15 protein-coding genes, 1 pseudogene and 1 riboswitch are annotated in these 13,347 nt (G+C 46.4%); of the genes and pseudogenes, 6 read left to right on the forward strand and 10 right to left on the reverse strand.

Features of this window, described 5'->3' with window-relative positions:
- The first annotated feature begins 72 nt into the window (after positions 1–72).
- Entirely contained in the window at positions 73–759 is a 687-nt protein-coding gene (locus ABZM97_RS06055; RefSeq protein WP_087993615.1) for a 2-phosphosulfolactate phosphatase, read from the forward strand.
- Positions 756–1,514 carry a phosphosulfolactate synthase gene (locus ABZM97_RS06060; RefSeq protein ID WP_367387306.1) on the forward strand — a complete coding sequence of 253 codons (759 nt, stop codon included), beginning with the start codon at positions 756–758 and terminating at the stop codon, positions 1,512–1,514. Before ABZM97_RS06055 ends, ABZM97_RS06060 begins: the two co-directional genes overlap by 4 nt.
- Positions 1,515–1,557: 43 nt before the next feature.
- On the opposite strand, the gene ABZM97_RS06065 is transcribed toward ABZM97_RS06060, so the two are convergent.
- From ABZM97_RS06065 to ABZM97_RS06095, 7 genes are all read right to left on the reverse strand, one after another.
- Entirely contained in the window at positions 1,558–2,187 is a 630-nt protein-coding gene (locus ABZM97_RS06065) for a YitT family protein (protein ID WP_087993613.1), read from the reverse strand.
- Between the two features lie 95 nt (positions 2,188–2,282).
- Positions 2,283–3,398, reverse strand: a complete 1,116-nt coding sequence (locus ABZM97_RS06070; RefSeq protein WP_367387307.1) for a mandelate racemase/muconate lactonizing enzyme family protein — start codon at positions 3,396–3,398, stop codon at positions 2,283–2,285.
- A gap of 8 nt (positions 3,399–3,406) precedes the next feature.
- Positions 3,407–4,675 carry an MFS transporter gene (locus ABZM97_RS06075; protein WP_087993611.1) on the reverse strand — a complete coding sequence of 423 codons (1,269 nt, stop codon included), beginning with the start codon at positions 4,673–4,675 and terminating at the stop codon, positions 3,407–3,409.
- Positions 4,676–4,785: 110 nt separating this feature from the next.
- Entirely contained in the window at positions 4,786–5,643 is an 858-nt protein-coding gene (locus ABZM97_RS06080) for a GNAT family N-acetyltransferase (RefSeq protein ID WP_087993610.1), read from the reverse strand.
- A gap of 5 nt (positions 5,644–5,648) precedes the next feature.
- Positions 5,649–6,098, reverse strand: a complete 450-nt coding sequence (locus ABZM97_RS06085; protein ID WP_087993609.1) for a GNAT family N-acetyltransferase — start codon at positions 6,096–6,098, stop codon at positions 5,649–5,651.
- Positions 6,099–6,182: 84 nt separating this feature from the next.
- The gene (locus ABZM97_RS06090; RefSeq protein ID WP_087993608.1) at positions 6,183–8,021 is read right to left on the reverse strand and encodes a bifunctional homocysteine S-methyltransferase/methylenetetrahydrofolate reductase; all 1,839 of its coding nucleotides are present in this window, start codon (positions 8,019–8,021) and stop codon (positions 6,183–6,185) included.
- 90 nt (positions 8,022–8,111) lie between these two features.
- Positions 8,112–8,229: riboswitch (SAM riboswitch) on the reverse strand.
- A gap of 106 nt (positions 8,230–8,335) precedes the next feature.
- Complete coding sequence (locus ABZM97_RS06095) at positions 8,336–8,827, reverse strand: YajQ family cyclic di-GMP-binding protein (RefSeq protein ID WP_087993607.1); 492 nt, start codon at positions 8,825–8,827, stop codon at positions 8,336–8,338.
- Between the two features lie 98 nt (positions 8,828–8,925).
- Here ABZM97_RS06095 and ABZM97_RS06100 point away from each other — a divergent pair.
- Positions 8,926–9,823 (forward strand): annotated as a pseudogene (locus tag ABZM97_RS06100) (S1 RNA-binding domain-containing protein).
- 52 nt (positions 9,824–9,875) lie between these two features.
- Here ABZM97_RS06100 and ABZM97_RS06105 read toward each other — a convergent pair.
- The 3 genes from ABZM97_RS06105 to ABZM97_RS06115 are packed head-to-tail and all read right to left on the reverse strand — an operon-like array spanning position 9,876 to position 11,907.
- Positions 9,876–10,460, reverse strand: coding sequence for a sporulation delaying protein family toxin (locus tag ABZM97_RS06105; RefSeq protein WP_003239365.1), 585 nt, complete (start codon positions 10,458–10,460; stop codon positions 9,876–9,878).
- A complete protein-coding gene (locus ABZM97_RS06110; protein ID WP_019258031.1) occupies positions 10,457–11,386 on the reverse strand; it encodes a sporulation-delaying protein SdpB family protein in 930 nt (309 codons plus the stop codon). Before ABZM97_RS06110 ends, ABZM97_RS06105 begins: the two co-directional genes overlap by 4 nt.
- Entirely contained in the window at positions 11,371–11,907 is a 537-nt protein-coding gene (locus tag ABZM97_RS06115) for an SdpA family antimicrobial peptide system protein (RefSeq protein ID WP_087993605.1), read from the reverse strand. The genes ABZM97_RS06110 and ABZM97_RS06115 overlap by 16 nt, the downstream gene beginning before the upstream one ends.
- 177 nt (positions 11,908–12,084) lie before the next feature.
- On the opposite strand from ABZM97_RS06115, the gene ABZM97_RS06120 reads away from it, so the two are divergent.
- From ABZM97_RS06120 to ABZM97_RS06130, 3 genes are read left to right on the forward strand one after another with little or no spacing between them, the layout of a single operon-like run.
- Positions 12,085–12,432 carry a PadR family transcriptional regulator gene (locus ABZM97_RS06120; protein WP_087993604.1) on the forward strand — a complete coding sequence of 116 codons (348 nt, stop codon included), beginning with the start codon at positions 12,085–12,087 and terminating at the stop codon, positions 12,430–12,432.
- The gene (locus ABZM97_RS06125; RefSeq protein WP_087993603.1) at positions 12,429–13,016 is read left to right on the forward strand and encodes a hypothetical protein; all 588 of its coding nucleotides are present in this window, start codon (positions 12,429–12,431) and stop codon (positions 13,014–13,016) included. The genes ABZM97_RS06120 and ABZM97_RS06125 overlap by 4 nt, the downstream gene beginning before the upstream one ends.
- Before the next feature lie 19 nt (positions 13,017–13,035).
- Positions 13,036–13,329: a DUF3784 domain-containing protein gene (locus tag ABZM97_RS06130; protein ID WP_003239356.1), complete on the forward strand. Its 294-nt coding sequence runs from the start codon at positions 13,036–13,038 to the stop codon at positions 13,327–13,329.
- The last annotated feature ends 18 nt before the right edge of the window (positions 13,330–13,347 follow it).

Below are 13,347 nucleotides of genomic sequence, written 5' to 3' on the forward strand. Positions count from 1 at the left end.
GGGGCGGAACCATTAAGAGACCAGCTGAATATGCTTTTAAGCAAAATGGTTTTATGCCCAAGGAGAGGTGTTATGCCGATTACCATTTATCAGGGGCATCATCATTCGCTTGCCCCGGCGGATATTAATATCGTCATTGATGTCATCAGAGCCTTTACAGTCGCCCATTATGCGTTTATCGGCGGGGCGAAAGAAATTTTATTGGTCCGGACAGCTGACGAAGCCTTTGCGCTGAAAGACACCTATCCGGATTACGTATTGACGGGAGAAGAAAAGGGGGTCGGTATCAGCGGGTTTGATTTGGATAATTCACCAAAACGTATGGCGGAGCAGGATATGGCGGATAAGCGCCTGATCCAGAAGACAACAAACGGCGTCACAGCGGCGTTAGGGGCGCTGAACGCCAAGCATCTGTTCGTGACCGGATTTTCAAACGCCAGAACAACTGCAGAGCATGTGAAAACGCTCGCGGCAAAGGATTGTGTCATGAACATTGTCGCTTCCCATCCGTCAGGTGATGACGACATGGCGTGTGCGCAGTATATAAAGGGCATCATTGAAGAGACAAATGAGGCAACGGCTGCGGAGGCTATTGAAAGAATAAAACGCTCATCTGTTGCGGAGAAATTTTTTGACTGCCGCCAGCCATTGTTTGATTCGGAAGACATCGTATACTGTACAAAAGAATTGACAGGCGATTTCGTCATGAAAGTGAAACAAGAAAGCGAAGTTCCAACGATAGAGAGGGTCATAATATGAATGATTTTTCACTAGAATTGCCAGTGAGAACAAGCAAGCCGAGAGAAACCGGGCAGACCATTTTAATCGATAACGGCTATCCTTTGCATTTTTTCAAAGATGTAATAGCCGCGGCGTCCGACTATATTGATTTTGTGAAATTCGGCTGGGGCACATCATTACTTACGAAAGATCTTGAAGGGAAAATCAGCACGCTGAAAGAGCATGACATTAAATTTTTCTTTGGCGGCACACTGTTTGAGAAGTATGTAAGCCAGAAAAAAGTGAATGAATTTCATCGGTACTGCACCTATTTCGGCTGTGAATATATTGAGATTTCAAACGGTACGCTCCCCATGACAAATAAAGAGAAAGCGGCTTATATTGCCGATTTTTCCGATGAATTTCATGTGTTCAGCGAAGTGGGCAGTAAGGATGCGGAATTATCAAGCCGGCAAAGCTCTGAGGAATGGCTTGAGTATATCGTTGAGGATATGGAAGCGGGCGCGGAAAAAGTGATGACGGAGGCCAGGGAAAGCGGGACAGGAGGAATCTGCTTGAGAAGCGGCGATGTTAGGTTTCAAATTGTCGATGACATCATTTCCTCAGATATTGATATGACCCGGCTGATTTTTGAAGCGCCGAACAAAACGCTCCAGCATGGGTTTATCCATAGGATCGGGTCGAATGTGAATCTGGCCAATATCCCATTTCAAGATGCAATCGCGTTGGAGACGCTGCGTTTAGGGTTAAGATCCGATACCTTTTATTTGTAAAACGGCGGCTGCGGGGCTCTCGTCGTGAGAGAGCCTCTGCCTATTATTTTTTATGGCGGTACATAGGCGTGAGATAGGGGAGTGAAGTCAGACGGATGTTATAGATGAAGTCGATGACTCTTGTCGATATGACTTGGCATATCAAAGCTTGAATGACGATGCCCCAGTCAATAATAGACGCAGTAACCATAAAAATGATGCAATTCATGAAGAGCAGGATCGTTCCGGGATTCCCGCCGCGGTAGATGGAAATCATCAGGGCAAGGGCTCCGAATCCTCCGTTTGAAATTTTATATTTGTATAAAAGTCCGATGCCGAGTCCCAATAACACAGCGCCGCTTGCCAGATCAAGCCACAGGTTTGATGTGATATCCGGTAAAACCACATCAAAGATCAATACCGAGACAGAGGTGACGGTAATCGAGGCGAGGGTGCCGGTGAATGTTCTCATCTCCAGCCATTTTAAAGCGGTAAAAAGCATCGACACATTCACGGCCCATACTGAAAAGCCATGAGGAATTTGAAACAGATAATGCAATAGCACCGCGATACCTGCTGCCCCGCCTGTCGGAATATCATGCGGAAATAAAAACAAGGACATGCCGAGTCCCTGTAATACGCCGCCTGCGACAATCATAAACGTGAGTTTTGCTTTCATCAGCAGTTCAGCCATTAAGTCGTTTGCTCCTTTATGAAAAGACTTGTCCGCTGTTTCCATTTTATGAGGCTGTCCATGATTTATGTCTGCAAATAAAGAAATGGCCCAGCTTAATAGACTGAGCCATCCCACTTGTAGCGATTGACGATGTCCATATTGATTTCTGAGCCAATGCCTTTGCCTTTCGGGATGTGGACCAGTCCTTTTGAAGGCTGGAGGCCGATGAGTTCTGTAAAAGGATTCTCCATGACGTCCCACTCAATCGGTTCAATTTGATCGTTTTCCATTTTAGACCATGGAGCCAGACAAGCTTGTGCAAATAAAGCATATAGGCGTGAGAGCGATCCATCATAGGCATGGGCGGATGCTCTGACGCCGAAATAACGCGCGAGCTGGAGGCAGTCCCGGAATTCATCGATTCCGTTAACATGCATGACATCGGGCTGAATGATATCCAAGCACCGCTGGGAAAGAAGGGGCGCAAATTGGGCCGCGCCTTTCATATTTTCTCCTCCGGCAACAGGAACAGATAAACGGCTGCGCAGCAACGCGTAATCCTGCGGGTGATCAAAGGACAAAGGCTCCTCGAACCAGCCAATGTTCATCCACTCATGAAAATAGCGTTCCCATTTGAAAGCGGTCGCGGCGTCGTAGCTTTGGTTCGCGTCCAGAATCATCGTAATGGAGCTGCCGGCCGTATGCTGCAGTGCGTTAATGTGCCGTACATCTTCCTCGAAAGCAGTCCCGCCAATTTTGACTTTGATTTGCTTAAAGCCCTTTTTTAACTGGATTTCTACTCGGGAAACGGATCGGCTGATCCATTGCGGGTGCTCTGAATACGATTGAAAAGAGGCATATACAGGGACCTCTTCTCTGTACCGCCCGCCCCATAGTTCGCAAACCGAACAATCCGCAGCTTTGGCTGCAATTTCTGTCAGCGCCATGCTTACGGCGGAAGCCGCCCGCTGATGCCATTTTTGAATCGTGCGCACTAATGGCAGTCGGCTGCCGGCCTGTTTTCCTAAAAGATAGGGAATGATCCGTTTGGTAAAACCGATATGGAGAGCCGGGAGCCAATCAACACACTCTCCCCAGCCGTCAATCCCGCTTTCGGTGACAATTCTGATGAGATAGCAAGTTCGATAGCGCTTCAATCCGTTTGCGTCTCCGTACGGCTCTTCTAATCGATGCAAAAGCGGAAAGGTCTCAATCCGTTCGATTTTCAAACTGGATACTACCTTTCCTCAGCTGGCTGAAGCCGATTGCCAGACATTTTAGGATCTTCTTTTTCTTTTGTTTCTTCTTTGTCTTGATTCACATGGATGAGCAAAATCACGAGAATGCCGACAACAAGCGTCAATCCGGCAATGCTTAAAAACATGCCGGGTCTGGACCATTGCATCAGGCGGCCGAAAATCGGAGGCCCGATGGCAACCCCTAAGAAACGAACCGATCCGTACAGCGAGGTCACAAATCCCCTTCTTTCTTTACCGACAGCCCCGGTAATAAAGCTGTTCACGCAAGGAAGGACAAGGCCTGAGCCTATACTGCTCAGCACAAGGACGCTGATAAAAAACACAAGATTCTCAATGAAAGACAATGACGCATAAGAAACAGTCATAAAGGCCAATCCGAGAACGATCAGCTTTTTCATTAACGATTGCTTTTTCCCGATCTTGCTTCCGGTTGTATAGGACGTCACACACATGACCAAAAGCGGAATCGCCAAAATCAAGCCTTTTTTGACGCCATCGGTATCGTATGTTTTTTCGAGGACATCAGATAGGTAGAAGAGAATCCCGAATAAGGTAAACAAACAAGTCGCACCCGCTAAATAAGCGGTAAACAGCCATCTGCCTTCATGTTTAAAAACACTTAACAGGCCTTTCGCATATTTTCCGATCGGGGGCGGTTCTTTTTCCTTTTTCTTTTCTTTAATAAAAATCCAAGTCAGCACGATCGAAATGATACAAAACACCGGGAAGGCAAAAAACGCGCCATACCAAACAAGCAAAGCGATAAGCGATCCAATGATTGGCGAAAGCACTTTTCCCATGCCGTTTGAGGCTTCAACGAGGCCGAGCACCTTGCTTTCTTGGGCGCCTTTAAACAGATCACCCGTCAGCGCCATGGCAATCGGGCCCGTTCCGGCTGCTCCGATTCCCTGCAGCGCCCGTCCTGCCATGACCCAAGGGTATGCATTGTCAAAAAAACCTGCGGCAAAACCGGCTAACAGGCCGCCGGCACCATACAGAAATAAGCAAGGGATAATAATGATTTTCCTTGAGAATCGGTCGGCGAGATAACCGACAATCGGAATGGCAAACGCCGCAATCAAGGAAAATACTGTGATTACGAGACTGACCTGAAATTGAGATAAATGAAGTTCAGATTGCATTTTTGGCAAAATCGGAATAAGCATTGAGTTTCCAAGTGTTAATATTAAAGGGATTGAACCGATTGCAACAATCGTCATTCCGTTATTTTGTTTTGATGATTCCATCTCAGAGCACACTCCTTTTCTTCTGCTTAGAATGTCCCTGATAGCTTCATTTATTCAACGTTCAGACAGCAAAAAACCGAACAGAAAATACCTGTTCGGGAAAAAGAGGGTTAGCCGAGCCCTTGTGAGATCAAGGCGAATAATTGTCCGTTTCTAGCGGGCAGTGTCTTATTTGGGTAAAGCATGAGCGGGGGCTCATCGTCTAAGTGAAAGCCCATCGCTTCCAGTCTGTCATGCAGAGTCGTGTGTTCAGCCGGTATATCGATGCGCATTGGCCCTTGTTTGCCGTCGGCCAGCCTGTTGATTAATCTTGCAGCAACGTCTGACGATGGGGCGATGAGGGGGCCGAATTTCAGATTGGCAGGTGTCTGTACAGAAAGGCCGTAGCCAATCAGCTGACCCTTGTTGTTTCTGGCGATAATACATTCCTTTGAAATGGAAATAAGCTGCTGCATAAGGTTTGATCGATCTCCGCCAAAGGCTGCCAGGTCGGCAGCGGCTAATTCTTGAAAATCTTGTTCTCTAAAGGATGCCAGTTCTGCATCAAGGTGATCTTGCTTTTCAATCGGTTGAAAACTGTGACAGCTGTACTTTCGGACTGAACCCGCCGTATGAAAACCTGCCTTTTCATAAAGCGGCAAACCTTCTTTTGTGGCGCAAAGCCTGATGGTGGTGCTTTCATCCGTTTGGCTGATACACGCGTTTACCATCCGGCGCCCGAGACCGAGCCGTTTGTATTCCTTATCCACGATGACGAGTCCGATAGAAGCAAGACGGCCAAACAAAAACAAGCCGATACAGGAGATGATGTCTCCGCGGACATTTTGATAACCGAAAAAGCGTCCTTGTTGGAAAAGCATTTTCAGCTCTTGTTCGCCATAATCCGGCCACCCGGCTTGCCTGCAAAGCCGCAATAGGCCGGGAATATGTTCTTCATGAAGCTCAATCAGCTCTTCCATTACCTTCACACAGTTCACCTGCTTGTTCCGAGTTTTTTGTACATGACGATATGTGTGCCAATGCCGGGAACTTCAAATGGTTCGCCAAGTTCCTTCCAGCCAAGCTTTGCGTAGTAGCCTTTGACATGGTATCTTGCATTGCACCAGACCGCCTGTACGCCTCTCTCGGCCAGTTTCTCCTCCGCGTGTTTGATCAGCGCGCTGCCGGCTTTTTGTTCGCGATATCCTTCAAGCGTCGCCATGCCTCTCAGCTGGTATGCGGAGGTGGCTGTTAATAATGGCTGATGTTGAGGGGAAAAAGAAGCGATGCTGATGAGCGTTCCTTCAAAAAATACACCGAGATGAAAAGCGCCCTCCGCACGGTCCTGTTCATATTTGCATTGTTCGATGGATTGATGGGGACGCAGGATGCGCTGCCGGATGTCGTATGTATCTTCCGCGGAAATGGTTTTAACTTCAAGCATGATGTTCCTCCTCTTAAAAAGTTTTCTATATCGTAACATGAATCCGATTAGAAAAGACTGCCTGATTGACTCAGGCAGCCATATTTAACGCAAATAAATATTTTGGCGTTGTTCGTCTTTTTGCTGTATATACGAGGTGAGCTCAGCGGTTAAGTCAGATCTGAGAAAAGGCGTAATCAAGTAGATGCCGTTAAACAGCTCGCATGCCGCATCCAGCAGGGAGCGTGCAATTGCGAGACCTTCCGCTTTTTGCTTCTCTTTATCCTCACCTGCAAGAGCCATTTTTTCGCGAATGGAGTCTGACAGCTTAATCCCGGGAATTTCATTGTGGATGAATTCAGCATTCCGGCTGCTTGTGAGCGGCATAATGCCGATATAGATGGGCGTCTTCAGATGCTTTGTTTCGTTATGGATATCGACAAGCTGCTGCTCGGAATAGACAGGCTGTGAAACAAAATAATCGGCGCCGCAATCTATTTTTTTCTCCAGCCGTTTTACCGCTTTATCCAGATGGCGGACATTAGGATTAAATGCGGCGGCGACTGAGAAATTCGTTTTCTTGCCAAGTGGTTTTCCAGACAGGGACAGCCCTTCATTGAACTGTTTGATCAGCCTGATTAAATCAAAGGATGTTAAATCATAAACAGACGTCGCCCCCGGGAAATCCCCGATTTTAGAAGGGTCGCCTGTAATGGCCAGCACGTCATTCAGCCCTAACGTATCAAGGCCCATTAAATGTGACTGCAAGCCAATAATGTTTCGGTCACGGCACGTAATATGGACAAGGGAGCGCATATCGAGCTGCTGCTTCACAAGGGCGCCGCAGGCAACATTGCTGATCCGCGGAGTCGCCAAGGAATTATCAGCGAGCGTCAGGGCGTCGATTCCCGCTTCTTTTAATTCAGCAGCGGCGGACAAAAACTTGTCAAAACTCAATTTTTTCGGCGGATCCAGCTCTACGATGATGGAGCGTTTTTCCGCCGCGATCTCATTCAGGCCGGGCTCTGTCCGCTCATGCTGAACAGAGATAAATTCTTTCGCCCGGGTTTTGACTTCTTTTTCCGTAATCGGAGCAAGCCCGCCAACCGCTTCCGCCATCGCGCGGATATGATTCGGCGTGGTGCCGCAGCAGCCGCCGATAATCCGCGCGCCTTGCTTGCGGAATTCTGACGCGCTGTTTTGAAAATACGTGTCGTCAGTTTCATAGACGAGCCGTCCCTCTTCAAGCGAAGGAAGACTGCTGTTCGGATAAACTGATAAGAACACGTCATCAAAAATCGGCACTTCGCTGAGCGCTTCAATCATATGATAAGGGCCGAGCCGGCAGTTAATGCCGACGATATCAGCCCCGAGATCCGCAATCGATCGCAATGCTTCAGAAAGAGGAGTTCCGTCCTGCAGTACGCCTTGCTCATGCATAGAGACATTGAGCATAATCGGAAGCCCAGTCTCTTTGCGCGCGATTTTCAGCACTTCACGGGCTTCTTCCAAATCATAATACGTTTCTAACAGCAAGCCATCCGGCTCTTCATGCAGCAGCAGGTACAGCTGCTCGCGAAAACTGCGTTTGATTTCGTCAAGGCTGTACGCGTTTTTATTAAATGTGCGGATGCCGCCCATCGTCCCGAGGACGTACGCATCTCCTGCTGAAGCCCGCGCGATTCTTACTGCCTCTTGATTCATCTTTTTAATGTCATCCTCAAGCCCGTGTCTCGATAATTTAATATAATTGGCCCCGTACGTATTCGTTTGAATGATGTCGGCTCCCGCCTCAACGTACGCTTTATGTATGCGCTGAATTTCCTCCGGCTTCGAAATGTTGAGCTCCTCGAAACATCTGTCAATGCCATAGGAGTAGAGGAGCGTTCCCATGGCGCCGTCACCGATTAACACCTGTTTTTGCAAATCTTCTAAAAGTCCCATTGTCTGCCTCCTTTATTCACATTCAGCAAGGAAAAAAGAGAAATAAAAAAAGTCCTCTTAAGAAGAAGACTTTGTCAGTGATTTTGTCTCTTCTTATCTTCCAAGCTGTTCGAGCTTGCTGGATTTAGCACCTTGGTCATGGCTGATCGCCATTACACCGGTTGCTGAAGCTTCGTCGGGCCAGTCCCTCTGCTTCTCTTGATAAGAACGGATATGAAGTTTTCGTGTTCAGGAAATGCCAAAAGATTCCGGGCTTTTTCCCTTTCTCCAAATTTACCGAAAATAAAGACAATAATCAATAGGATTCAGAAAATTTATCTGAAATTTATAAATTGAACGTCAATCGGCAGATCTGCGTCCCGCACAGCTGAGATAATCTGCTGCAGGTCATCCTTGTTTTTTCCGGTGACGCGCACTTGATCATCCTGCACTTGAGACTTTACTTTCAGTCCGGAGTTTTTGATGATCATATTGACTTTTTTGGCATTATCTTTGTCAATGCCTTGAACAAGCTTTGCGCGCTGGCGCACCGTTCCGCCGAACGCGTTTTCAATCTTGCCGTAATCAATGTTTTTTGTCGGCACGTTTCGTTTAATCAATTTACTGACCAGCACATCTTTCAGCTGGCTTAATTTGAATTCGTCATCGGAAACAAGGACAAGCTCCTCTTTATCTAAAGAAATGTCGCTTTTGCTTCCTTTAAAGTCATAGCGTGTGCTGATTTCCTTCAATGCGATTTGGATCGCGTTTTGCACCTCAGGCAATTCCACCTTGGATACAATATCAAATGAACTTTCTTTTGCCATATGAAAACCTCCATAACATTTAACTTATGTGTTGATTATAGTAGAATAAAGAGAAACTTCCAACAGAACAAAGAATCAATTTGTGATGATTGGAAAAAATGTTAACAGCATCCGCAGAAAAATAAGCGGAACAGGAAGGACGATAGCATGAGACCAGGGCAGCAATTAACCTTGAGTATAGATCACCAAACGGACTTCGGTTACTTTTTAACCGACGGAGAAGACACGATTCTCTTACATAACAGTGAAATAACTGAGGATATCGAGGACAGAGACGAAGTAGAGGTTTTTATATACGTCGATCAGCAGGAAAGGCTTGCGGCCACGATGAGAATTCCGGTCATCAGCGCGGATGAGTACGGCTGGGTCGAAGTGGTGGATAAAGTGGAAGATATGGGTGTATTCGTTGATGTCGGTTTATCTAAGGACGCGCTTGTTGCAACTGAGCATTTGCCGCCATACGAAGATGTGTGGCCGCAAAAAGGCGACAAGCTCTACTGTATGCTGAAAGTGACGAACCGGGGGCGCATGTTTGCCAAACCAGCGCCGGAAGACATCATCAGCGAACTGTTTACCGATGCCTCAGAGGATCTGATGAATAAAGAGCTGACAGGTACGGTGTATAGACTGATCGCAACAGGTTCATTCATTATCACGGACGACGGTATCCGCGGTTTTATCCATCCGTCAGAAAGAAAAGAGGAGCCAAGACTCGGTTCAAGAATCACGGGACGGGTGATTCAAGTAAAAGAAGACGGTTCAGTCAATATGTCGCTGCTTCCGAGAAAACAGGATGCATTGTCTGTAGATGCCGAGTACATTCTGACGTATATAAGAACAAGAAACGGCGCTATGCCTTACGGCGACAAAAGCCAGCCTGACGATATCAGAGAACGTTTTAACATGAGCAAGGCCGCTTTTAAACGCGCGCTCGGCCATTTAATGAAAAATGGAAAAGTGTATCAGGAAGACGGATGGACATACGAGAAAAAATAGCATGAAAAAGGCTCGCCTGCAGCAGGAGTGCAAAGCGAGCCTTTTTTTATTTCTAGTTTAATTCATCAACCAGCGTTCTGATTGCCATTTCGCGATCGACATTGTCTGAAATCGCAATCGGCGTAATATCAATGGCAAGAATGATCAGAATCAGGGCGCCGGCTGCAGCAACATAAGAAACATAATAGAAATAGTTAGCGGTATCGACCGTGTTGACGAGCTCGGCCTGAACTCTGGACGTATCATCCTTGGAAGCGGCGATTTCCTTTGCGGCTTCCACTTTTTCTTCAACGATTTGACCCGCTTTTTTCAGCAGTTCATCCACTTTCAATGCATCTTTGCTGTAAACAGCTTTCTTCAGGTTATCAAAGAAGTCAGCATCCTCTTTTTTAATATCAGCAACAACCTGATTGGCAAATGCCTTTGCCTCTTTTGTGTTGAGTTTGTCAGTCATGGCTTTATTGAAGACCTCTGGAAGCTGTTTGCCTACTTCCCCCTGAGCAAATACAAACCCTTTAAAAATTTCCTCACCTGAATACTCGAGCTGCTTTGCCTGTGCCACACTTTCTTGCTGCTTCACCAAAAACACAGTCGTCACCAATACAACCGACAAAAACACTAGAAACGCCTTCTTCAAACTGAAACCTCTCCCTTCTTTTGTTTTTTATTCCACAACAGTCTGCGAATATATGTAAATTGAATCGTGGAATCGATAGGAGTGAGATACAATATCAAAATGCCGGCCATGATAAGCGAGAAACTGATGAGGCCCAGCATGACTGCAAAAATCTCATGCATAAAAACAGCGATAATCAAAATCAATCTCCAATGCTTCTTCGGCGCGAACAGCGCCGCAAAGATGACAATCTGAACCAACAGCGTCCCCCATGTCGGAATCACCACGAATGGACTTGTCACAAACGGCTTCGTTAACGCCTGAAAAAAGCCGTTAAAGCCGATGGTTTTTTCCTGGGCGAAATAATAGACGGCTGTTCCGTCCACCCATTCCTGCTGAGACAGCTTAGCGACGGTAGAGTGAAAATAAAGCACCGCCACTTGGATTCTGATCACAAAATAAGAAATAAAAGCTGTAATTTTTCCAAGTGTTCTTTTGCCTTCTAGAGGACTCGTGCTCCAATGCCATTTTCTCGGATCGGTCAGCGTGATGGGGAGCAATAAAAAGGTCATGACAGCTGCTGCCTGCTCGCCTCCGTCGATGACGATTAACGATGACTGCAAGCTGTAACTCACATACCAATGGAGAACCCCCGTGATTCTAGGGCGCCAGCCAATCACGACAAGCACCAGAATGACAATGCAGACCCATCTGAGAAGATTTAACATCATATAGTTATTTTCGCCGAGGCAAAAGAGACTGAGATTCATTTTACAGGCAGGATAACTGCTGATTCCGCTCGCTGGCTTCATGATGAGACTCGGATGATTGACGAGCAGCGTCAGCAGGCTGGATAGCGCAATAATGCTTCGCGCGAGGCCGTATACATTTGTCCACGGGTTTCTTTCGTCCCATCCGGTGATGGTCTGTTTTATGTTTTCGAGCATGAGATCACAACCTTGACTATGCTTTTTACCTGATAAGACGAAGGGGTGTATTTAGAATAGCTCCAAGGAACAATATCCTCTTTCGTCAAAAAGTAGCTGCCGCAAAGCAGCGGGCGGGGAGCGGGTGTTTTTAATTGCACGGTTTTGGCTTTGCTTTTGCAGGCGCCGAGGTCATTTTCTTTACATGCTGTCCACTGTTCCTTGCCGACTTGGCTGTAGATGACGCCCATTTCAACGCCTTGAGATCTCCCATACCGATACAGGCCGAATAGATTATCAGCCCTCATATTGGGCCAGCTGACCTTGGCGCTTTCTTCGCCATCCTCATATAATCCGATCGCAGTATCACGGGGATTTTTGCTAAAAAAGCCCCAGCCCTGAGGAATGACGCTGGACATGAGAAATTTGGCGTCCTTTGTCAGCGGAATCGGGGTTGTCCCTAAGCTGCCAATAATAGAAAACAGAAATAACGAACCCCAAAGGACTGAAAAAATGACAAAAAATGATATCGATTTCTGCATTCGACTGCTCCTTTTAACCTCAAGAATCGTTTTTTCACTTTTCATAATATAAAAACATTTATGTAATAAAAAGGTTAAAAAGTATGAGAAATTCCATTTTTGTTAAAAGAAAAAACAGGACCTTTTTCACTGCTATATGTGATTGATATATAGTGGTTTTTTCGATATATTTAAACCATGAAAACGAATCAAATTAATGACCGCTGGATTGTTCAATTTCGAAAAGGGATTTTCGAGCTGGCCCTCCTTTCCCTGCTGCGCTCTAAACCGATGTACGGTTATGAGCTGACGTCATCCTTAAAAACGACCTCGGCACTGGCTATTTCAGAGGGAGCGATTTATCCGATTCTGAAACGAATGACCGAGAAGGGATGGATCGAATTTTTTTGGGAGGATTCGCTGGACGGCCCGAAAAGAAAGTATTATAAAATGACGCAAAAAGGAGAAGAAATGTTAAAAGAACGGCTGGAGAAATACCTGGAAACCCATCAAGCCTTACTGTCTTTATCGGAGGATTTGCTATGAATGCACAGCACATCATTGACAGGTACATGGAGGAACTAAATGCAGAGCTGGCGAATATGCCTGATGTAGAGAGAGAAAACGCCATCTGCGAATTAAAGGGGCATATAACCGCTTTCGTACAAGACAGAATCAAAGCCGGCCTTAGTGAAGAGGAACTGCTGGAAGCTGTTGAAACCGAATTTTCTCATCCGAAGGAGCTTGCCGAAGCGATGAGGTGTGATGGGGGAGAGGCGAAAAGGAGGGGGTCTTTATTGGGCAAAAGCTGGCTTTCGGTCCTTCTCCTTGCCGTGATTATCGCCCTGCCGCTGCTGCCGCCCGATTACAGATATCTGCCGCTGGTTGTTTATTTAACGGTGCTCGCCGGATATGTGTGGAAGCGGAAAAAACTGATGATGTTTGCTGGCGTCAGAAAAAACAAATTACGCTCTCAAAAGGAGATTGTCACGATTTCGCGAGTGGGTGCGGCTTATTTGCTGTTTTTGGCTGTGCTGCTTCTTTTGCAGCCGTTCCTCAATGCATCCGTCGTCCTGCTGCTGATTGCAGTAAGCTGCGCCGCTTTTTTTCTTTTTCTAAACGTCAAGTAATGTTGTAGGAGGCTCAAATATGGAAATCGGCATCAATTATCTGTTAATTGTCATCGCGCTTTTATTTTTTGTAGTTGCCTATTTTGTCGGGATCAAAAAACAAACGTGGATGCTGGCCGGATTTAATGAGGCCCGTATCCGGGATAAAGATCGGCTGGCCAGAATAGCAGGCTACTTTTTCTTGAATTCCGGTTTGTTCATTTTGCTGAATAGCTTTATCTCGTTTCAAGGCCAGGAGCAGCTCATTCCGCCGCTTATTTTGGCATATGGAGCAGGGGTTATTATTTATGTCAATAAAAAATTAGTAGAGTAGCAAAAGAAGGGCAGAGCG

It is taken from the genome of Bacillus vallismortis (assembly GCF_040784915.1).
GTDB classification, from domain to species: Bacteria; Bacillota; Bacilli; order Bacillales; family Bacillaceae; genus Bacillus; species Bacillus subtilis_G.

Bases quoted from the DNA above. Each gene is read 5' to 3' on its own strand.
- ABZM97_RS06115 (WP_087993605.1), bottom strand. From the start codon at position 11,907: ATGCAGAAATCGATATCATTTTTTGTCATTTTTTCAGTCCTTTGGGGT.
- ABZM97_RS06110 (WP_019258031.1), bottom strand. From the start codon at position 11,386: ATGCTCGAAAACATAAAACAGACCATCACCGGATGGGACGAAAGAAAC.
- ABZM97_RS06125 (WP_087993603.1), top strand. From the start codon at position 12,429: ATGAATGCACAGCACATCATTGACAGGTACATGGAGGAACTAAATGCA.
- ABZM97_RS06130 (WP_003239356.1), top strand. From the start codon at position 13,036: ATGGAAATCGGCATCAATTATCTGTTAATTGTCATCGCGCTTTTATTT.
- ABZM97_RS06120 (WP_087993604.1), top strand. From the start codon at position 12,085: ATGAAAACGAATCAAATTAATGACCGCTGGATTGTTCAATTTCGAAAA.
- ABZM97_RS06065 (WP_087993613.1), bottom strand. From the start codon at position 2,187: ATGGCTGAACTGCTGATGAAAGCAAAACTCACGTTTATGATTGTCGCA.
- ABZM97_RS06055 (WP_087993615.1), top strand. From the start codon at position 73: ATGCCGATTACCATTTATCAGGGGCATCATCATTCGCTTGCCCCGGCG.
- ABZM97_RS06090 (WP_087993608.1), bottom strand. From the start codon at position 8,021: ATGGGACTTTTAGAAGATTTGCAAAAACAGGTGTTAATCGGTGACGGC.
- ABZM97_RS06060 (WP_367387306.1), top strand. From the start codon at position 756: ATGAATGATTTTTCACTAGAATTGCCAGTGAGAACAAGCAAGCCGAGA.
- ABZM97_RS06075 (WP_087993611.1), bottom strand. From the start codon at position 4,675: ATGGAATCATCAAAACAAAATAACGGAATGACGATTGTTGCAATCGGT.
- ABZM97_RS06095 (WP_087993607.1), bottom strand. From the start codon at position 8,827: ATGGCAAAAGAAAGTTCATTTGATATTGTATCCAAGGTGGAATTGCCT.
- ABZM97_RS06085 (WP_087993609.1), bottom strand. From the start codon at position 6,098: ATGCTTGAAGTTAAAACCATTTCCGCGGAAGATACATACGACATCCGG.